Origin of the sequence: Allobosea sp. BH3, from assembly GCF_025499465.1 — a bacterium.
Taxonomy (GTDB): Bacteria; Pseudomonadota; Alphaproteobacteria; order Rhizobiales; family Beijerinckiaceae; genus Allobosea.
The window spans coordinates 680,511-696,952 of the sequence record NZ_JAIMCA010000001.1; the positions used below are offsets into that span (position 1 = coordinate 680,511).

The 16,442-nt window shown below is 67.3% G+C and carries 14 protein-coding genes; 11 read left to right on the forward strand and 3 right to left on the reverse strand.

What is annotated here, in order from left to right; translation table 11 throughout:
* Nucleotides 1-24: 24 nt before the first annotated feature.
* Nucleotides 25-2,133 carry a penicillin-binding protein 1C gene (gene pbpC, locus BoBH3_RS03250; protein WP_262329307.1) on the forward strand — a complete coding sequence of 703 codons (2,109 nt, stop codon included), beginning with the start codon at nucleotides 25-27 and terminating at the stop codon, nucleotides 2,131-2,133.
* Nucleotides 2,134-2,706: 573 nt separating this feature from the next.
* On the opposite strand, the gene BoBH3_RS03255 is transcribed toward pbpC, so the two are convergent.
* On the reverse strand, nucleotides 2,707-5,799 hold the full coding sequence (locus BoBH3_RS03255; RefSeq protein WP_262329308.1) for an efflux RND transporter permease subunit: 3,093 nt from the start codon (nucleotides 5,797-5,799) through the stop codon (nucleotides 2,707-2,709).
* A 12-nt stretch (nucleotides 5,800-5,811) separates the two neighbouring features.
* On the reverse strand, nucleotides 5,812-6,891 hold the full coding sequence (locus tag BoBH3_RS03260) for an efflux RND transporter periplasmic adaptor subunit (protein WP_262329309.1): 1,080 nt from the start codon (nucleotides 6,889-6,891) through the stop codon (nucleotides 5,812-5,814).
* A 146-nt stretch (nucleotides 6,892-7,037) separates the two neighbouring features.
* Between BoBH3_RS03260 and BoBH3_RS03265 the strand changes: the two genes are divergently transcribed.
* The 5 genes from BoBH3_RS03265 (at nucleotide 7,038) to phnE (BoBH3_RS03285) (ending at nucleotide 11,499) form a co-directional block, all read left to right on the forward strand.
* The gene (locus BoBH3_RS03265) at nucleotides 7,038-7,679 is read left to right on the forward strand and encodes a TetR/AcrR family transcriptional regulator (protein WP_262329310.1); all 642 of its coding nucleotides are present in this window, start codon (nucleotides 7,038-7,040) and stop codon (nucleotides 7,677-7,679) included.
* 161 nt (nucleotides 7,680-7,840) lie between these two features.
* Nucleotides 7,841-8,659, forward strand: a complete 819-nt coding sequence (gene phnC, locus BoBH3_RS03270) for a phosphonate ABC transporter ATP-binding protein (protein ID WP_262329311.1) — start codon at nucleotides 7,841-7,843, stop codon at nucleotides 8,657-8,659.
* Nucleotides 8,660-8,739: 80 nt separating this feature from the next.
* Nucleotides 8,740-9,654, forward strand: a complete 915-nt coding sequence (gene phnD / locus BoBH3_RS03275; protein ID WP_262329312.1) for a phosphonate ABC transporter substrate-binding protein — start codon at nucleotides 8,740-8,742, stop codon at nucleotides 9,652-9,654.
* Nucleotides 9,655-9,766: 112 nt separating this feature from the next.
* A complete protein-coding gene (gene phnE, locus BoBH3_RS03280; protein WP_262329313.1) occupies nucleotides 9,767-10,648 on the forward strand; it encodes a phosphonate ABC transporter, permease protein PhnE in 882 nt (293 codons plus the stop codon).
* Nucleotides 10,645-11,499 carry a phosphonate ABC transporter, permease protein PhnE gene (gene phnE, locus BoBH3_RS03285; RefSeq protein ID WP_262329314.1) on the forward strand — a complete coding sequence of 285 codons (855 nt, stop codon included), beginning with the start codon at nucleotides 10,645-10,647 and terminating at the stop codon, nucleotides 11,497-11,499. Before phnE (BoBH3_RS03280) ends, phnE (BoBH3_RS03285) begins: the two co-directional genes overlap by 4 nt.
* 164 nt (nucleotides 11,500-11,663) lie before the next feature.
* Here the strand turns inward: phnE (BoBH3_RS03285) and phnF are convergent, their stop codons facing one another.
* Nucleotides 11,664-12,425, reverse strand: coding sequence for a phosphonate metabolism transcriptional regulator PhnF (gene phnF, locus BoBH3_RS03290; protein WP_262329315.1), 762 nt, complete (start codon nucleotides 12,423-12,425; stop codon nucleotides 11,664-11,666).
* An 89-nt stretch (nucleotides 12,426-12,514) separates the two neighbouring features.
* On the opposite strand from phnF, the gene phnG reads away from it, so the two are divergent.
* From phnG to phnK, 5 genes are read left to right on the forward strand one after another with little or no spacing between them, the layout of a single operon-like run.
* A complete protein-coding gene (gene phnG, locus BoBH3_RS03295; RefSeq protein ID WP_262329316.1) occupies nucleotides 12,515-12,946 on the forward strand; it encodes a phosphonate C-P lyase system protein PhnG in 432 nt (143 codons plus the stop codon).
* A complete protein-coding gene (gene phnH, locus BoBH3_RS03300) occupies nucleotides 12,946-13,548 on the forward strand; it encodes a phosphonate C-P lyase system protein PhnH (RefSeq protein WP_262329317.1) in 603 nt (200 codons plus the stop codon). Before phnG ends, phnH begins: the two co-directional genes overlap by 1 nt.
* Entirely contained in the window at nucleotides 13,549-14,667 is a 1,119-nt protein-coding gene (locus tag BoBH3_RS03305) for a carbon-phosphorus lyase complex subunit (RefSeq protein ID WP_262329318.1), read from the forward strand.
* Nucleotides 14,664-15,587 (forward strand): alpha-D-ribose 1-methylphosphonate 5-phosphate C-P-lyase PhnJ, encoded by a 924-nt coding sequence (locus BoBH3_RS03310; RefSeq protein WP_262329319.1) that lies wholly within the window; start codon nucleotides 14,664-14,666, stop codon nucleotides 15,585-15,587. Before BoBH3_RS03305 ends, BoBH3_RS03310 begins: the two co-directional genes overlap by 4 nt.
* Nucleotides 15,584-16,390 (forward strand): phosphonate C-P lyase system protein PhnK, encoded by an 807-nt coding sequence (phnK, locus tag BoBH3_RS03315; RefSeq protein ID WP_262329320.1) that lies wholly within the window; start codon nucleotides 15,584-15,586, stop codon nucleotides 16,388-16,390. The genes BoBH3_RS03310 and phnK overlap by 4 nt, the downstream gene beginning before the upstream one ends.
* Nucleotides 16,391-16,442: the final 52 nt, after the last annotated feature.

Genomic DNA, 16,442 nt, shown 5'->3' on the forward strand with positions numbered 1-16,442 from the left:
GAGATGCTCGGGTCGAGCCCGAGCATGACGCCGCGCCCCGGCCGCTTTCGCAAACTGAAGATCGCGGCCGGCGTTCTGGGCATCTCTGCGATTGCCGGGGTCACAGCCCTCACCCTCTACGCCCGCTCGCTCCCCCCGCTCGACCTCTCCGCCGCCACCGACCGTTCGACCGTGGTGCTCGACCGCGAGGGCAAGCTGCTGCGCCCCTTCCTCACCGCCGACGGGCGCTGGAAGCTTCCCGTCACCAGCGACGATGTCGACCCACGCTACCTCGCCATGCTCAAGGCCTATGAGGACAAGCGCTTCGACCGGCATGCCGGCATCGACCCGCTCGGCCTCGCCCGCGCCGCCAGCCAGATGCTCGCGAACGGCCGCGTCGTCTCCGGCGGCTCGACGCTGACCATGCAGGTCGCCCGCCTGCTCGAGCCCCGCGAGGAACGATCGCTTGCCGCCAAGCTCCGGCAGGCCGTCCGCGCCGTCGAGCTGGAATGGCGCTTCGACAAGAAACGCATCCTCGACCTTTACCTGACGCTCGCCCCCTTCGGCGGGAATCTCGAAGGCGTCCGCGCCGCGAGCTTCGCCTATTTCGGCAAGGAGCCGAAGCGGCTCTCGACCGCCGAGGCCGCGCTCCTCGTGGCGCTGCCCCAATCGCCGGAGACGCGCCGGCCGGACCGTTTCGCGGAGGCCGCCCGCAAGGCACGCGAGCGCGTGCTGGAGCGCGCAGGCCGGGCTGGGCTCGCCACGCCCGACGAGATCGCCTCGGCCCGGGCCGAGCCTGTCCCCGTCGCCCGCCGGCCATTCCCGAATCTGGGCCCCCATGTCGCCGAGCAAGCCGTGGCGGAGGCGCCGGCCCGGCGTAGCCACAGGCTGACGCTCGACGCGAGGCTTCAGGCCTCGCTCGAAGACCTCGCCCGCGAACGCAGCCTCGGCCTGCCGCCTCAGGTCTCGATCGCGATCATGGCCGTCGACAACGAGACGGGCGAAATCCGCGCCTCCGTCGGCGGCGTCGACTACTTCGCCGCCGAGCGGGCGGGCTCCCTGGATCTGACGCGGGCGCTGCGCTCGCCGGGCTCGGCACTGAAGCCCTTCATCTATGCGCTCGCCTTCGACAACGGCATCGCCCACCCCGAAACGATGCTGGAGGACCGCCCGGCCCGCTACGGCCTCTATGTGCCCGAGAATTTCGATATGACCTTCCAGGGCATGGTCAGCGCCCGCAAGGCCCTGCAGCTCTCCCTCAACGTCCCGGCGGTCGAGCTTTTGTCGGCGCTGGGGCCGCAGCGCTTCGTCTCGCGGCTGCGCGACGCCGGCATCGCTCTCGCCATGCCGAAGGAGGGCGGCGCGCCCGGTCTCGCCGTCGGCCTCGGCGGGCTCGGCATCACCTTGCAGGACCTGACGCGTGCCTATGTCGGGCTCGCGCGGGGGGGCGAGTTGGCCCCGCTCCATTTCCGACAGCAGGCGCCCGCGGAGCAGGCTGGGCAGGGCCAGCCTGCTCCGCGCCTCATCGATCCCGTCGCGGCCTGGTATGTCGCCGATACGCTGCTCGGCGCGCCGCCGCCGCTGAACGCCGTACCGGGGCGCATCGCCTACAAGACCGGCACGTCCTATGGCTATCGCGACGCCTGGGCCGTCGGCTTCGACCGCAAGCACACCATCGGCGTCTGGGTCGGCCGCGCCGACAACGGCGCCGTGCCAGGCCTCGTCGGCCGCACGACCGCGGCACCGATCCTGTTCGATGCCTTCGCCCGGCTCGGCATCGATCCGCGTGCCTTCCCGCAGCCGCCGGACGCCATCGCCGCCAGCACCAGCCACCTGCCGCCGCCGCTCCGGCACCTGCGACAGGATGTGCCCAAGACGATGGCGGCCATCGCGACGCCTGCTCTCCGGCTCGCCTTCCCACCCGATGGCGCCCGCATCGATCTCGCGGCGTCGAGCCTCGACGGGAAGGGACAGCTCAACCTCAAGGCCGCCGGCGGTTCACCACCCTATGTCTGGATGGTGGACGGAGCCCCCGTCACCGGGCCGGAGCGCCGGCGCGAGACTGCGTGGCAGCCGCCGGGCAAGGGCTTCATGCGGATTTCTGTGATCGACGGCACCGGCGCCAGCGAGAGCGTCTCGGTGCGGGTTCAATAGCGGCCGCACCAAAAACCCCGTCAGGCTTGCCTGCGGGGTTTTCGGGCCTGGGCGTATCCGAGGGGATGCGCGGAGTCTCGCGGCCTGGGCAGCCGCCGATATTGGGTTGGTGTGGAAGGTATCGAAAGGCGGCGCGCTCGCGCCGCTCGGCTCCGCGCACGGGTCTCTGTGATTCCGCTTCGTTCTCGCCCGGAGCAGGACCGCTTCGCCTGCTCCTGCCTCGATGAAGACGGCACCTCCGCACCCGGCGGACACCGCATGGTCCTCCAGACGCGAAACCCGCAATCCCATCCGGCCGCACGAAACCTCGCGACAGCCCCCTCGGTCGGATGGGACGGCACAGGATAGGCACGTGCTGAGAGGACGGGGATAAGTTTGGTGGGGGAACCGCGGAGGCCTTCCTTCTCCCGGATGGGAGAAGGTGGCGCGGAGCGCCGGATGAGGGCCTGCCTTATCCGCAACAGGCGCAACGGCTCCGTGGCACCTCAATGACGACCGGCAGTCCCTCACCCCTGCCCCTCTCCCACTCGGGAGAGGGGTTCCCGCGCCTTAATCTCTTCGCTACGAGCCCTTTTACTCCGCCGGAGCCGGATGAGCCCCGTGCGCCTCGCCATGGTGATCGCTTGTTCCGCGCGAGCCGTGGACTTTGCGGGCGAGATAGCTGTAGGCGACCGGCACCACATAGAGCGTCAGCAGCGTGCCGAAGGTCATGCCGCCGACGATGACCCAGCCGATCTGCGAGCGGCTCTCCGCGCCAGCGCCAGCCGCCAGGGCGAGAGGCACCGCGCCGAGCACCATCGCGCCCGTGGTCATCAGGATCGGGCGCAGGCGCAGCTCCGCCGCCTCGACGAGGGCGTCGATCATCTCCTTGCCCTCCTCGCGGAGCTGGTTGGTGAACTCCAGGATCAGGATGCCGTGCTTGGTGATCAGGCCGACCAGCGTGATCAGGCCGATCTGGCTGTACACGTTCATCGTCCCGCCCGTGTAGTAGAGCGCCGCGAGCGCGCCGGTGAGCGAGAGCGGCACCGAGACCATGATGACGACCGGATCGACGAAGCTTTCGAACTGTGCCGCCAGAACCAGATAGATGAAGCCCAGAGCCAGCAGGAAGACGATGAAGATGCTGGCGCCCGACTGCTTGAACTCGCGGCTCTGGCCGGAATAGTCGATCTGTACCGAGGAGGGCAGAACGCGCGCCGCGCTCTCCTCCAGCACCTTGAGCGCGTCGCCGAGCGAGTAACCCGGCGCAGGGATCGCGGTGATCGTGGCAGCGCGCAGCTGGTTGAAGCGCGTCAGTTCCTTGGGCGCCACGGTCTCGTCGATCTTGACCAGGCTGGAGAGCTGCACCACGGCACCGCCACGCCCCATCAGGTAGATCGACTGCAGCGCCTGCGGCGTGTTGCGCTCCGACCCCTCGACCTGCAGCATGACGTCGTACTGCTTGCTGTTCATGTTGAAGCGCGTCACCTGCCGGCCACCGAGCAGGGTCTCCATCGTGCGCCCGACGATATCGACGCCGACGCCGAGATCGGCTGCGCGCTGTCGGTCGATCGAGACCTTGATCTGCGGCTTGTCGAGGATCAGGTTGGTTTCGACATTGGTCAGGACCGGCGAATTGGCGACGTCGGCCATCAGCTGGTCGACATAGCCCTTGATCTCCGTATAGGGCTCCGACGAGCGCAGCACGAACTCGACCGGCTTGCTGTTCGCCTGGCCCTGCCCCAGCGAGGCGGGATTGGTGGCAAACAGGCGGATGCCCGGGATCTGCGACAGGCCCTTGTTGATCTCGGTGACGAGGTCCTGCTGCTTGCGTTGACGCTCTTCCCAGGGCTTCAGGCGGGCGAAACCGATCGCGCGCGTCACGTCAGGAAAGCCGACGATGACGAGGTAGGTTTCGACCTCCTGGATGTTCTTGAAATAGTTCTCGACCTGGCGGGCATACTCGGCCGTGAACGAGAGCGTGGCGCCTTCGGGAGCGACGCCGATGGCGTTGATGGTGCCGCGATCCTCGACGGGCGCCAGCTCCGAGCGCAGATGCGTGAAGAAGAAATAACCGCTGCCGGCGACGCCGACCGCGAGCAGCACGACGAGCGGACGCACCGACAGGGCCCCGCGCAGCGAGGCCTTGTAGCCGCGGGACAGCGCGTTGAAGCCGCCCTCCAGCAGGTTGTAGAGCCAGCTGTGCTTCTCGTGATGGCGCAGCAGCTTGGCGCACATCATCGGCGTCAGCGTCAGCGCGACGAAGCCCGAGACCAGCACCGCGCCGGCCAGCGTCAGGGCGAACTCGATGAAGAGCTTGCCCGTTCGGCCGGTCGAGAACGCCATCGGCGCATAGACCGCGACCAGGGTCAGCGTCATCGCCACGACCGCGAAGGCGATCTCGTTGATGCCACGGATTGCAGCCGGTGTCGGCTGCATGCCGTCCTCGATATGGCGGTGGACGTTCTCCAGCACCACGATGGCGTCGTCGACGACGAGGCCGATGGCGAGCACCATCGAAAGCAGCGTCAGCGTGTTCACGGTGAAGCCGAACGCATACATCAGCGCGAACGAGCCGATCAGCGAGACGGGAATCGTGACCAGCGGGATCAGCGTCGCCCGGACCGAGCGCAGGAAGATGAAGATGATCAGCACGACCAGCACGATCGCTTCGATGATCGTGTGGTAGACCGCCTTGATCGAGCGGTCGATGAAGACCGAGGTGTCGTAGGACTTGGCGATCGACATGCCCTGCGGCAGGTCCTCGATGATGCCGGGCAGCGCCTCCTCGATGCCTGCCGAGACGTCGAGCGGGTTTGCCGTCGCCTGCTTGACGATGCCGATCGTGACCGAGGGCGTGCCCTTGAACCAGGCGGCGTTGCGCTCCTCGCGGGCGCCGAGCTCGACCTTGGCGATGTCCTTGATCTTGACGGGGAAGCCGTTGGCGTCCTTGACGACGATCTCGCGGAACTCCGCCGGCGTGGTCATGCTGGTCTGCGAGAGCACCGTGAATTCGCGGTCGCTGCTCTCGATCCGGCCCGACGGAATCTCGATGTTTTGCGCCCGGACGGCCGCCTCGATCTGCTGGACGGTGATGTCATAGGCCGAGAGGCGGGCGCGATCGAGCCAGATGCGCATCGCATATTGCCGCTGGCCCAGGATGCGGACCTCTGCCACGCCGGTCACGTTCTGGACGCGGTCGGCGATGAAGCGGTCGGCGAAATCGGTGAGCTCGAGCGGCCCGTGCTGCGAGCTTGTCAGCGAGAGATAAAGGATCGGCTGCGAGTCGGCCTCGACCTTGGCGATGACCGGCTCGTCGATCTCGTCCGGCAGGCGGCTGCGCACGCGGCTGACGCGGTCGCGCACGTCGGAGGCGGCGACGTCCGGATTGATGCTGGGACGGAAGCGCACCTGGATGAAACTGCGCTCCTGGCGGCTGGCCGAAGACAGGATCTCGATGCCCTCGATCCCGGCGATCGAGTTCTCCAGGATCTGCGTGACCTGCGTCTCGATGATCTCGGCGGAGGCACCGCGATAGTCGGTGCGGACCGAGACGATCGGCTCGTCGATGTTGGGATATTCCCGGACCGTGAGGCGGCCATAGGACACGATGCCGATCAGCATCACGAGCAGGCTGAGAACCGTCGAGAGGACGGGCCGGCGGACGAAGAGTTCGAAGAGGCTCATGAGGACAGATCCTTAGAGCTTGCTCGTCTGAACAGGCCTGTCCTTGATCGCGATCGGGCTGCCGTCGCGCAGGCGCATCTGGCCGGCCGTGATGATCTGCATCTTGGGCGTCAGCCCGCTGACGACCTCGACCTTGCCGGGCAGGCGCTTGCCGAGCTCGACGGGGACGCGCTTGGCCTTCCCGCCATCCACGACATAGACCATCTTGCCGATGCCGTCCGGGACCACCGCCATCTCGGGGATGACGATGGCGTTCTCGCGCTGGTCGATCGTGATGAAAAGGCGTGCGAACAGGCCCGGCTTCAGGACCAGATCGGGATTGGGGATGCTGGCACGCAGGCGGATCGCCCGACCATTGACGTCGAGAACCGGGTCGATCGCGTAGGTCTTGCCGGTGAAGGACCGATCCGGAACCGCATCGACGCGCATGGAGACCGCCTGCCCCACCCTGAGGCGGCTCAGGAAGGTTTCGGGCACGCGGAAATCGATCTTGATCGGGTCGATATTGGTCAGGGTGATGAGCGGCTTGCCGACCGAAACATAGTCGCCAACGCCCACCGAGCGCAGACCGACGACGCCGTTGAACGGCGCCAGGATGTTCGACTGGGCAAGCTTGGCTTTGCCGAGCTCGACCCGCGCCTCGGCCGAGGCGAGCTTCGCACCGGATTCGTCCACGGCTACCTGCGTGCCGGTGCCGCGGGCGATCAGAGCGCGCATCCGCTCATGCGTGTCACGGGCAAGGCCGAGATCGGCCTGCGCTTGCTTGAGTTCAGCATCCAGGATGGCGGTGTCGAGCTTGACCAGGGCCTGGCCGGCCTTGACCGGCTCGCCCTCCTTGAAGCCGAGCGAGACGACGCGGCCGGCGATCTCCGGCGCAATCACCACGGCTTCGTCCGCCGCCAGCGTACCGAGCGCCTCGACCTCTTCCTTGACGGTCATCTGCTCGACATTCGCGACTTCGACCGGCACGGCAGCGCGCGGAGCAACCGCGCTGGCGCGAGCTTCCTGGCCGCCGGAATTCTTCAGGCGGTATGCGTAATATCCGCCGCCGCCAATGGCCGCGAGCAGGACGAGAATGACAAACCGCTTCATACGACTAGACGCTCCGATGCCGCAGGCTTAATCTTAGACTAGACGGTCCAGTTTGATAAGAGGCCGGAAAGGCGGAAACATCGTCGATACCCTCGTGGCACCCGGCGCTTCCGTTCACCGACCCGGTCAACCCGAAGGCAAGACGCGTGCCGAGATCGCCTGGCTCCACCGCTCCACGTTCCGCTGAGCATGCGCGCCCCGACAAGCATCACGCGATCACGCGCGCCGCCGCCGAAACCTTCCTCGCAGAGGGCTTCGAGCGCGCGAGCCTGGACCAGATCGCGCAACGAGCCGGCGTCTCCAAGCAGACGATCTACAGCCATTTCAACGATAAGGAAGACCTGTTCAAGGCCATTTGCGCAGACCTCACGGAAACGTTGGTGTTTCCCTTGCGGCAAAACGCGACATCGATGGATCTGCGCCACACCCTGATCCAACTCGGGGAGGACACGCTGGCCCTGATGCTGCGCCCCGAGGCGCTCGATCTCCACCGCCTCGTCGTCAGCGCAGCCCCTCGCTTCCCTGAGCTCGGCCGCGTCACCTGGGAGGGCGGCGCCAGGCGCATGCTCGACGACGTCGCGACCCTGCTGTTAGAACGCTCCCGCATCGGCGACGGGCTTCCTCGCCCGATCGACGTCGCCCAGGCGGAGCTTCTCGCCGAGCAATTCGTGGGCATGCTGCGCGGATTTCATCAGGCCCGCGGCCTGCTCGGCGTCGCCGCCGTCCCGGCCGCCAGACGCAAGGACTATGTCGCTGCCTGCGTCGAAATGGTACTGCGCGCCGCCTGAAGCCGTGGACAGCCCAGGGCCCGCGCGACGCCCTGTCATCTGCTGTCACGCCGCTGTCATCCGCGCCCGATAGCTCTCGCCCTCATGAACAAGCCTGACCTCTCCCGGCTCCTGGGCCGGGCGGTTCCATGCTTGTGCCCGCACCGTGCCAGAGAAAGCTCATGCTGCGCATCGAAGGCCTGACCAAGCGCTTCGGCGACAAGAACGCTGTCGACAGCGTGACGCTGACGGTCCCGAAAGGCGAGATGGTCGGCGTCATCGGCCGCTCCGGCGCCGGCAAGTCGACGCTGCTGCGCATGTTGAACCGTCTCGCGGAGCCCAGCTCCGGTCGCATTCTCAGCGAGGAGCAGGACGTCACGGCGTTCAAGGGAGCCGCGCTGCGCCGCTGGCGCCGCGATACGGCGATGATCTTCCAGCAGTTCAACCTCGTCGGCCGGCTCGACGTCCTCACCAACGTGCTGCTTGGCCGGCTCAATCACCGCTCGGCGGCCCTGACCCTGGTCAAGAGCTTCTCCGAGGACGACAAGATCCAGGCGATTGCGGCGCTGGAGCGCCTCGACATGGGCCACCTGCTTGCCCAGCGCGCCGAGACGCTGTCCGGCGGCCAGCAGCAGCGCGTCGCCATCGCCCGCGCGCTGGTGCAGGAACCCAGGATCATCCTCGCCGACGAGCCGATCGCCTCGCTCGATCCGCGCAACACGCAGGTCGTGATGGATGCACTGTTCCGCATCAACCGCGAGAGCGGCATCACCGTGATCTGCAACCTGCATGATCTCGACATCGCGGCGAAGTATTGCGACCGGCTGATCGGCATGTCGGGCGGCAAGGTCGTGTTCGACGACGTGCCCCAGGCGCTGACCCGCGAGGTCGCGGCCGAACTCTACGGCATCGAGGCCAAGGACGCCGGCGCCGAGGCGCTGGACGCGCTCGACGCCATCGCCGCCTCCGAAGCCAAGCGCGCCAGGCAGAAGACCACCTGACCAATCCGAGATCGCTGGCGCGGCCCCGTGATGGCCGTCGCTTCGAAAAGAGCATCCCGACAGCCAAAGGAGCAGACCAGATGCTGACCCGTCGCCATACCCTCAAGCTCGCCGCCGCCGGCCTCGCCGCCTCGGCGCTCCCGGCCTTCGCCCAGGACTGGAAGGCCAAGTATCCGGAGCTCGTCTTCGCGATCATCCCGGCCGAGAACGCCTCCGGCGTCACCGAGCGCTACACCCCCTTCGTGAACTACCTCTCGAAGGAGCTCGGCACCAAGGTGACCCTGCGCATCGCCAATGACTACGCGGCGATCATCGAGGGCCAGCGCGCCGGCAATATCCACATCGCCTCCTACGGCCCGTCCTCCTTCGCCCGCGCCCGCATGACCGGCGCCAAGGTCGACGCCTTCGCGATCGAGACCAACCTCGACGGCACCAAGGGCTATCACTCCGTCTTCTACGTGAAGAAGGATTCGCCCTTCCAGAAGGTCGAGGACCTGAAGGGCAAGAACCTCGGCCTCGTCGACCCGAACTCGACCTCCGGCAACAACGTGCCGCGCTTCGCGCTGAACGGCATGAAGATCGAGCCCGAGACCTTCTTCTCGAAGGTCGTCTACACCGGCAGCCACGAGAACGCGATCATCGCCCTGCAGCAGGGCACGGTCGACGTCGCCGCCAACTGGTGGAACGACGAGCAGGAGTCCAACCTGCAGCGCATGGTCCGCAAGAACATGGCCAAGGCCGAGGACTTCCGCATCATCTACAAGTCCGAGCAGATCGTGAACTCGCCGCTGGCTTATCTCACCGACCTGCCGGAAGAGCTGAAGGCGAAGATCCGCGACGCCGTCCTCAACATCACCACCAAGGACAAGGCCGCCTTCGACAAGATCTATGAAGGCAAGCAGGGCCCGCTCGTCGCCGTCGACAACAAGGCTTACGACCCGATCATCGAGCTGAACAAGTTCGTCGACGATCTGCGTAAGAAGAAGTCCTCGTAAAACCTCGCGACGTCATGCTCGGGCCTGACCCGAGCATCTCCCGAAAGAGCTTCCCGGGTCAGCGCTGCGGCGCGGCCCGGGAATGACGCCTTCCAACCGACGGACCGCGTCCATGACCCTCGCGATCGACCGCGCCAATCCCGCGATCCTGAAGCATGCCGACGACTACCGCGGCGCCATGGCCAGCAAGCGCCGGCAGACGCTGCTGGGAGCGTTCGTGCTCGCCGTCTGCGTCTGGCTCGCCGCGGTCGGCTCCGAGGTCGATCTCGCCAAATTCGCCGCCAATGCCTGGCGCTTCCCGAAATACATTCTCGAGACGATGCCAACGCTGCGTCTGGCGACGTTCGGATCCGATTTCGCCGAATGGTTCTGGGGCTGGAAGGGCTGGCTCAAGCTGCTCTGGCAGACCGTCCTGATCGCCTATGCCGGAACGATACTGGGCGTCATCGGCGGCTTCCTGCTCTGCTTCGTCGCTGCAGCCAACCTCGGCAAAGCCAGCTGGGCGCGCTTCGCCGCCCGCCGCTTCCTCGAATTCTGCCGCACGGTCCCCGAGATCGTCTTCGCGCTGATCTTCGTCATCGCCTTCGGGCTCGGCCCGCTGCCCGGCGTGCTCGCCATCGCCATCCACACCATGGGCGCGATGGGCAAGCTGTTCTCCGAGGTGGTCGAGAACATCGACATGAAACCGATCGACGGCCTCACCGCCACGGGCGCCAGCTGGTGGCAGGTCGTGCGCTTCGGCGTCGTGCCGCAGGTGCTTTCCAATTTCGCCAGCTACTCGCTCCTGCGCTTCGAGATCAATGTCCGCGGCGCATCGATCATGGGCTTCGTCGGCGCCGGCGGCATCGGCCAGGATCTGATCGAGGCGATCCGTAAATTCTACTTCACCGACGTCAGCGCCATCCTGCTGCTGATCATCGTCGCCGTCATGCTGATCGACTACGGCACCGAGCGCCTGCGCCATGCCCTGCTCAGCCTGGAGACCAAGTCGTGAGCCTCGCCCTCTCCGCCGGCGAACGCGCCGACATCGTCTCCCGCCACAAGACGGCGATCGAGGGCTCGCGCAAGGCGCGCCTGATCACCATCCTCGTGGTCGCCTTCATGGTCGGGCTGTTCCTCTACGCGGTGAGCACCTTCGAGGTCACGATCTGGCGCATCCTCTCCGGGTTCGGGAATCTCGGCACCTTCGTCGTGCTGATGCTGCCACCCGACCCCGGCTCACTGGCGCGTGCCATGATCTTCGTGAAGGCGTTGTTCGAGACCATCGCCATCGCCTTTCTGGGCACGATCCTGGCGGCGATCCTCGCTTTCCCGCTCGGCTTCATCGCCGCACGCAACGTCGTCGCCAACAAGATCGTGCATTTCCTCGCCCGGCGCTCGCTCGACACGGTTCGCGGCGTCGACGCGCTGATCTGGGCGCTGATCTGGGTGAATGTCGTGGGCCTCGGACCCTTCGCCGGCATGCTCGCGATCATGACCGCCGATCTCGGCGCCTTCGGCAAGCTCTTCTCCGAGGCGATCGAGGCTTCCGACAACAAGGCCAGCGAAGGCGTCGTCTCGACCGGCGGCGGCAAGCTGCACGCGATCCGCTTCGGCCTGATCCCGCAGGTGCTGCCCGTCATCGCCAGCCAGGTGCTCTACTTCATCGAGTCGAACACCCGTTCCTCGACCATCATCGGCATCGTCGGCGCCGGCGGCATCGGCCTCTATCTGGCGGAGACGATCCGCACGCTGGAGTGGCAGCAGACCTCCTTCCTGATCCTGCTGATCCTGGCCGCAGTTTCCGCCATCGACTTCCTGTCGGGCAAGCTGCGCTTCGCGATCATCGGCAAGCGGGCGGTCTGATCCGGAGTGGAATGACACAGCCCTCATCCTGAGGAGCCGCGCCAGCGGCGTCTCGAAGGATGGTCCCGGAGGCTCCGAGGCATCTGGAGCATCCTTCGAGACGCAAGCTGCGCTTGCTCCTCAGGATGAGGGCTGAGGAATGCTCTCGGCTGCCGGGTAGGCTCTCAATCCTTGAACGGCTCGACCACCATCTCCATCCGCTCGCCGGCGAAGACGCTGCTGACCAGATGGATCGGCGTCAGGTCCGGCAGCGCATCGACGGCGGTCGAGACCATCACCGCGGCCTCGGGCGCGATCTTCAGCAGCTCCGCCTCGCGCTCGTCCGCCAGCCGCGCGGCCAGCCGCGTCGAAAGCCGGATGTAATCCGTGATCCCATAGGCCTTGAAGGCGGCGGTGATCGAGGCGCCGGCCTCGCGGAAGACCCTGTCGAAATCCGGGAAGCGCTCGACCGATAGCCAATGCGTTCCGGTGCCCATCGGCACGCCGTCAGCCAGGCTCAGGCCCTCGACGCGCCAGAGCCGCGTGCCGGCTGGCACACCAAGCGCGTTGCAGGTATCCGCATCGCCCTCAATGGCCATCTCCGACAGCGCGCGGCTCGATGCCGTGATGCCGAGCTTGCCGAAATTCGCCCGCATGCTGACGCGCCGGCCGATCGGATAGGGCACGCGCGGCGCCGTGACTTGCGTCCCGCGTCCGCGCGAAACGGTCACGAGCCCCTGCTCCGCGAGATGCCGGAAGGCCTGCCGCACCGTATGGCGATGCACGCCATGGCGCTCGGCCAGCGCGACCGAGGCCGGTAGCGTGTCGCCGGGGCGGTATTCGCCGCGCGCGATCGCATCGGCCAGCGCATCGGCGATGCGCCGCCAGGCTGTGCCGCCATCGCGATCACCTGCCGCTTCCGCAGACAGCTCCGTCACATCCGTCATCAAAGTTTCATCCGAAATGTATAGACCTTTTCTAGCCATTGACCTATCATAGTCTAGACATTCCGGACTGACCAGCGAGCGCCGAGCCGATGAGCCAGAAAACCCCGAGACAGCGCTGGATGGCGACGTTGGCCCGCGCCTCCCGTGCCGAGATCGAAGCCCTGCTCGGCGCACCGCCCGAACATGAACTGCTCAAGGCACCCGAGACCGGAACCGTGATGCTGGAGGGCCGCGCCGGCGGCGCCGGGCAGCGCTTCAACCTCGGCGAAGCCACCGTGACGCGCTGCGTCGTGCGGCTTTCGGGCGGTCGAATGGGCTTCTCCTATGCGCTCGGCCGCGACGGCAGGAAGGCGCGCCTCGCCGCCCTGCTCGACGCAAGACTCCAGGACGAAGCCGAAGGCAGCGCGCTGCATCGCGGCGTCGCCGCACTTGCGCAGAGCCAGGCAGCGGCCCGCGAACTCGCCTCACGCAAGGCAGCCGCCACCAAGGTCGATTTCTTCACGATGGTCAGGGGCGCGTGATGTCGGTGCAGGACATGATTGCCCCCGGCTTCTCCGATCCGGTCTTCCAGTCGCAGGCCGCCTTCCGCGCCCTGCTCGCAGCGCTCTCCGAGCCCGGCACGCTGCAGCGCGTGACAGTCGCGATCGCCCCGCCCGAGGGCCTCGCGACCGCAACGGCAACCGCCCTGCTGACGCTCGCCGATTACGAGACGCCGGTCTGGCTGCCGGAGGCCCTGCGCAACGGCCCTGCCGGCGCCTGGTTGCGGTTCCATTGCGGCGCCGCGCTCGTCGACGAGCCGGCGAGCGCCGCCTTCGCCGTGATCGACGGCGCCGCCGGCACGCCCGCGCTCTCGGCCTTCAACCCGGGCAACGACCAGTTCCCGGACCGGTCCACGACCGTGTTCGTGCAATGCGCGGCACTGGAGGGCGGCGCCGAGACGACACTGTCCGGCCCCGGCATTCCCGGCACACGCAAGGTCGCACCGCAGGGTCTGCGCGCCGGCTTCTGGGCGGAGGTCCGGGAGAACGGCGCGCTCTACCCGCTCGGCGTCGATCTCGTGCTTTGCCATGGCGACGGCATGCTCGGCCTGCCCCGCACCACCCGGATCGAGGAGGCCCGCTGAATGTACGTCGCAGTCAAAGGCGGCGAGGCCGCCATCAACGCCACGCATGACCTCGTCGCCGAGGCGCGCCGGGGCGACACCGCGGTGCCGGAGATCAGCGTCGCCCAGATCCGCGAGCAGCAGGCGTTGGCCTGCGCCCGCGTGATGAACGAGGGCTCGCTCTACGACCGGGACCTCGCGGCGCTGGCGCTGAAGCAGTCGCAGGGGGACGTGATCGAGGCCGCTTTTCTGATGCGCGCCTATCGCACGACGCTGCCGCGCTTCGGCTCCTCCGAGCCGGTCGACACCGCCGCGATGGCTATCCGCCGCCGCGTCTCGGCCACCTACAAGGATTTGCCGGGCGGGCAGGTGCTCGGCCCGACCTATGACTACACGCATCGGCTGTTCGATTTCGCGCTGATGGATACGGATGCAGCCGTCAAGCCCGCGCATGACGGCCTGAAAGCCCCGCTCGACGCCACCATGCCCCGCGTGCCCGACATCCTCGGCGCCGAGGGACTGATGGAGGCGGAGCTTCCGCCCGAGGGCGATCCGCGCCCCTTCGACCTGACGCGCGACCCCGTCTCCTTCCCCGCCGGCCGCGACGTGCGGCTGCAGTCGATGGCGCGCGGCGACGAGGGCTTCCTGCTCGGCCTCGGCTATTCGGTCCAGCGCGGCTTCGGCGGATCGCACCCCTTCGTCGGCGAGGTCCGCGTCGGCGAGGTTTCGGTCGAGTTCGTGCCGGAAGAACTCGGTTTCGCCGTCGATCTCGGCGACGTCACCCTGACCGAATGCCAGATGGTCAACCAGTTCCAGGGCTCGAAGGAAGTCCCCCCGCAGTTCACCCGTGGCTACGGCCTCGTCTTCGGCCACGCCGAGCGTAAGGCGATGTCGATGTCGCTGGTCGACCGGGCGCTGAAGGCGCGCGAATTCGGCGAGGCCGCCAACTACCCGGCGCAGCAGGACGAGTTCGTGCTCTACCACGCCGACAACGTCGAGGCGGCCGGCTTCGTCGAGCATCTGAAGCTGCCGCACTATGTCGATTTCCAGGGTGAGCTCGAACTGATCCGGCGCATCCGAAAGGAGCGCGAGGAACGCCTCGCCCGTCAGAACGAAGAGCTACCGGAGGCTGCGGAATGACCATCCATAAGGCTCCGGCAGAGGATACAAAGCCGGCTTACAACTACGCCTATCTCGACGAGCAGACCAAGCGGATGATCCGCCGCGCGCTGCTCAAGGCCGTCGCGGTGCCGGGCTATCAGGTGCCCTTCGGCTCGCGCGAGATGCCGCTGGCGCGTGGCTGGGGCACGGGCGGAATCCAGGTCACCGCCGCGATCATCGGCCCGGCCGACACGCTGAAGGTGATCGACCAGGGCGCCGACGACACCACCAACGCCGTCTCGATCCGCAAATTCTTCGAGCGCACCGCTGACGCTCGCACCAGCGAGGTGACGGACGAAGCCACGATCATCCAGACCCGCCACCGCATCCCGGAGGCGCCGCTGAAGAGCGGGCAGATCATGGTCTATCAGGTGCCGACGCCCGAGCCCTTGCGCCGCCTGGAGCCCAGAGAGGCCGAGACGCGCAAGATGCACGCCTGGGCCGAATACGGGCTGATGCAGGTGAAGCTCTACGAGGACATCGCCCGCTATGGCGAGATCACCAAGACCTATGACTACCCGGTCATGGTCAACGGTCGCTACGTGATGGCGCCCTCGCCCATCCCGAAATTCGACAATCCGAAGATGCACATGTCTCCCGCGCTCCAGTTGTTCGGGGCCGGCCGCGAGAAGCGCATCTATGCGCTGCCGCCTTACACGAGCGTGCGCAGCCTCGATTTCGAGGATCATCCCTTCCGCATCCAGAGCTGGACCGAACCCTGCGGGCTGTGCGGCGCGGCCGACAGCTATCTCGACGAGGTCGTCATCGATGATCGCGGCGGGCGCATGTTCGTCTGCTCGGACAGCCATTACTGCGAAACCCGCCGGGCCGAGGGGCACCGCGGCACGATGCTGGGCGACGCAGCGCTGAGCGGCCTGGTCGAGGAGACGACGCCATGACCCTCCACGCCGCCTTCCCCGAGGCCGCGCTCGAGCCCGAGCCGCTTCTCACCGTCTCCGGCGTCAGCCGCTTCTATGGAGAGCGCATCGGCTGTGCCGATGTCTCCTTCGATCTCTGGCCTGGCGAGGTGCTCGGCATCGTCGGCGAATCCGGCTCCGGCAAGTCGACCCTGCTGCGCTGCCTCGCCGGCATCGACAAGCCGGACGAGGGCGAAGTGCTGTTCCGCGCCGGCCCCGAGCCGCTCGACATCTACTCGGTCTCCGAGCAGGAGCGCCGCCGCCTGATGCGCACCGCCTGGGGCATCGTCCACCAGAACCCGCGCGACGGCCTGCGCATGGATGTCACCGCCGGCGGCAATGTCGGCGAGCGGCTGATGGATCGCGGCGACCGGCATTACGGCAAGATCCGCGAGCGCGCGCTCGACTGGCTGCAGCGCGTCGAGATCGCCGGTGCCCGCATCGACGACCGGCCGCGCCAGTTCTCCGGCGGGATGCAGCAGCGCCTGCAGATCGCCCGCGTGCTGGTCTCCGAGCCGCGCCTCGTCTTCATGGACGAGCCCACCGGCGGCCTCGACGTCTCGGTGCAGGCCCGCCTGCTCGATCTGCTGCGCGTGCTGGTGCGCGATCTTGGCCTCGCCGCGATCATCGTCACCCACGACCTCGCCGTGGCGCGCCTCCTGACCGACCGGCTGATGGTGATGAAGGATGGCCACGTCGTCGAGCAGGGCCTGACCGACCAGGTTCTGGACGATCCGCACCACGCCTACACGCAGCTTCTCACCTCGGCGGTGCTGAGTGTGTGAGCAAAATCCAGTTCACGCGTCACACCCTCGTCACCGCGAATCGGCAAGGCAC

Coding starts and splice junctions, on each gene's coding strand:
- phnD (WP_262329312.1), top strand. CDS start 8,740: ATGCTGACCCGTCGCCATACCCTCAAGCTCGCCGCCGCCGGCCTCGCC.
- phnG (WP_262329316.1), top strand. CDS start 12,515: ATGAGCCAGAAAACCCCGAGACAGCGCTGGATGGCGACGTTGGCCCGC.
- phnF (WP_262329315.1), bottom strand. CDS start 12,425: ATGACGGATGTGACGGAGCTGTCTGCGGAAGCGGCAGGTGATCGCGAT.
- phnE (WP_262329313.1), top strand. CDS start 9,767: ATGACCCTCGCGATCGACCGCGCCAATCCCGCGATCCTGAAGCATGCC.
- pbpC (WP_262329307.1), top strand. CDS start 25: ATGACGCCGCGCCCCGGCCGCTTTCGCAAACTGAAGATCGCGGCCGGC.
- phnK (WP_262329320.1), top strand. CDS start 15,584: ATGACCCTCCACGCCGCCTTCCCCGAGGCCGCGCTCGAGCCCGAGCCG.
- BoBH3_RS03255 (WP_262329308.1), bottom strand. CDS start 5,799: ATGAGCCTCTTCGAACTCTTCGTCCGCCGGCCCGTCCTCTCGACGGTT.
- BoBH3_RS03310 (WP_262329319.1), top strand. CDS start 14,664: ATGACCATCCATAAGGCTCCGGCAGAGGATACAAAGCCGGCTTACAAC.
- phnH (WP_262329317.1), top strand. CDS start 12,946: ATGTCGGTGCAGGACATGATTGCCCCCGGCTTCTCCGATCCGGTCTTC.
- phnC (WP_262329311.1), top strand. CDS start 7,841: ATGCTGCGCATCGAAGGCCTGACCAAGCGCTTCGGCGACAAGAACGCT.
- BoBH3_RS03305 (WP_262329318.1), top strand. CDS start 13,549: ATGTACGTCGCAGTCAAAGGCGGCGAGGCCGCCATCAACGCCACGCAT.
- BoBH3_RS03260 (WP_262329309.1), bottom strand. CDS start 6,891: ATGAAGCGGTTTGTCATTCTCGTCCTGCTCGCGGCCATTGGCGGCGGC.